We start from the raw sequence: 1,980 nt of genomic DNA, 5'->3' as shown, positions 1-1,980 counted from the left end.
CACTGAGGCCTTCGTGTTCGGCGCGCACGCGGCCCTTAACGCGGCGCTGCGGGCGGCGCGTGAGCACTCGGCGTGGTCGCCGGCAGCATCGCAGCCGACCATCGACCTGCTGCGTGGCGCACACGCCCGGCCACAGGCCAACCCCGCTGAAATTCTCGCCAGGCTGCAGCGGCTGATGGCCGAGGATGTCGGTCCGTTCCGCACCGAGGATAAGCTGCGCCGGGCCATTGCCGGCCTCGCCGATTTGCAACGAGAGGTCGGCGACACGCCATGGGCCGCCGGCTCCGGTTACGACAGTGTGCTGATCGACTGGCTCGATCTGCGCAACATGGTGTTGGTCGCTCAATCAGTCGCAATGCCTGCGCTGGCGCGGACCGAGAGCCGCGGCGCGCATCAACGCGAGGACTTCCCTAGCCTCGATCAGAACTGGAGGATCAATCAGGTGATCACGCGGTCCGGCGGAGAATTGGACATGACGACGATCGTGCCGCCGAGCCGAAAGGCCGCGGCATGAAGGCAACGCTGCAGATCCAGCGCGGCAGCGCCGGCGAGGCTCCGCGCCAAGAGGCATTCGAGGTCGATTTCGAGCCGGGCCAATCGGTGCTCGACGGTCTGCGCAGGCTGCGCGTCCAGACCGATCCGACGCTGGCCTTCCGCTACGCCTGCATCAACGCCAACGCCTGCAAGGAATGCATGATGCTGATCGACGGCGATGTCGATTACGCCTGCACGGTCCGGCTCAAGGAAGGCGTCACCACGCTGGCGCCGTTGCCGAAAAAGGCGCTGGTCCGCGATCTCGTGACCGAAATCGCCCCGCCGGACGAACGCCTGCATCGGCGTTGAGACGGAATGTTTCCCAAACGCCGCCGTCATCACCCGCGAATGCGGGTGATCCAGTATCCCAGAGCGCGTGTAACTAACAACGAGCTCTCTGCAATACTGGGTCGCCCGGTCAAGCCGGGCGATGACGCTGGTGATTGGGGCGATGGTGTTCAATAGCGACGACGCGGAAGTGGTACGGCGCCCGGGCGGCCTAGCGTTCTCAATCGCGGCACTCTAGACGATATTGCTATTCGCAATGAAGTCTGCTGCGTTATACGAGAGCGTAGGCCTGTCTGCCCCGTTTGAAATCGCTATAAGCTCCGCAGGCAAGCCGTCGGACTCACGCGGAATGAGACACAAAAGGATCGGCCGGTGAAGTCGCTCGGCCTCATCTTCGTTCTGGCCCTCGCGCTGTTCAGCTATGGGCTGTACATGGATATTACGCTGACCCGTTGCGTCCGCGGCTCGGTGACGGCGATGCTGGGGCTCTGCTCTCAGGGGGAGTGACGTCGTCCAAAACCCACGTGCGCGACTTCCGTAGTTTCAAGATGTAGCCACTTGGCTGGAGGTCGATCGATGCAGGGCGGCGAGGGGTTTTACGACAGGGTCGCGGTGTTCGGTGGCTTTGCCGATCTGATGAACCCTGATTTGTACTCGCCGTTGCCCGATGATTGGTGGATCGGGCTCGCCGATATCGTCGAGTCGACGCAGGCGATCGCGGCCGGGCGCTACAAGGCCGTCAACATGGCGGGCGCCGCCGTCATCGCGGCCGTCACCAACGCGCTTGGCGAGCGTGAATTCCCATTCGTCTTCGGTGGTGATGGCGCCAGCTTCGCAGTCGGACCGGTGGACCTTGACGCCGCGCGAGATGCCATGGCCGCGACCGCTGCGTGGACACGCGACGAACTCGGTCTGGCGATGCGCATCGCGCTGGTGCCGGTGACGGCTGTTCGGGAGCAGGGACTCGACATCCGCGTGGCGCGGTTCGCGCCGTCGCCGCATGTCAGCTACGCGATGTTTTCCGGCGGCGGATTGGGGTGGGCCGAGACCGCGATGAAGCGCGGCGAATTCGCGTTCGAGCCGGCGCCGCCCGGCATCGCGCCGGATCTCTCCCGTCTGTCGTGCCGCTTCGAAACCGTGCCATCGGCACAGGGCGTG

The 1,980-nt window shown here is 64.8% G+C and carries 3 protein-coding genes and 1 pseudogene; all 4 read left to right on the top strand.

Annotation, left to right across the window (positions count from 1 at the left end):
• A pseudogene (locus tag I5M_RS05880) lies at nucleotides 1-514 on the top strand (hypothetical protein); the annotation flags it as partial.
• Entirely contained in the window at nucleotides 511-843 is a 333-nt protein-coding gene (locus tag I5M_RS05875; protein WP_022720550.1) for a 2Fe-2S iron-sulfur cluster-binding protein, read from the top strand. The pseudogene I5M_RS05880 and the gene I5M_RS05875, both read left to right, overlap by 4 nt.
• Nucleotides 844-1,194: 351 nt before the next feature.
• Nucleotides 1,195-1,329 (top strand): hypothetical protein, encoded by a 135-nt coding sequence (locus I5M_RS34030; RefSeq protein ID WP_022720549.1) that lies wholly within the window; start codon nucleotides 1,195-1,197, stop codon nucleotides 1,327-1,329.
• A 69-nt stretch (nucleotides 1,330-1,398) separates the two neighbouring features.
• Nucleotides 1,399-1,980 (top strand): DUF3095 family protein (locus tag I5M_RS05865; protein ID WP_031335524.1); only part of this gene is annotated, 582 nt, incomplete at its 3' end.

It is taken from the genome of Rhodopseudomonas sp. B29 (assembly GCF_000333455.1).
In the GTDB taxonomy this organism is placed as follows: domain Bacteria; phylum Pseudomonadota; class Alphaproteobacteria; order Rhizobiales; family Xanthobacteraceae; genus Rhodopseudomonas.
This window is presented reverse-complemented; position numbering and strand designations above follow the sequence as displayed.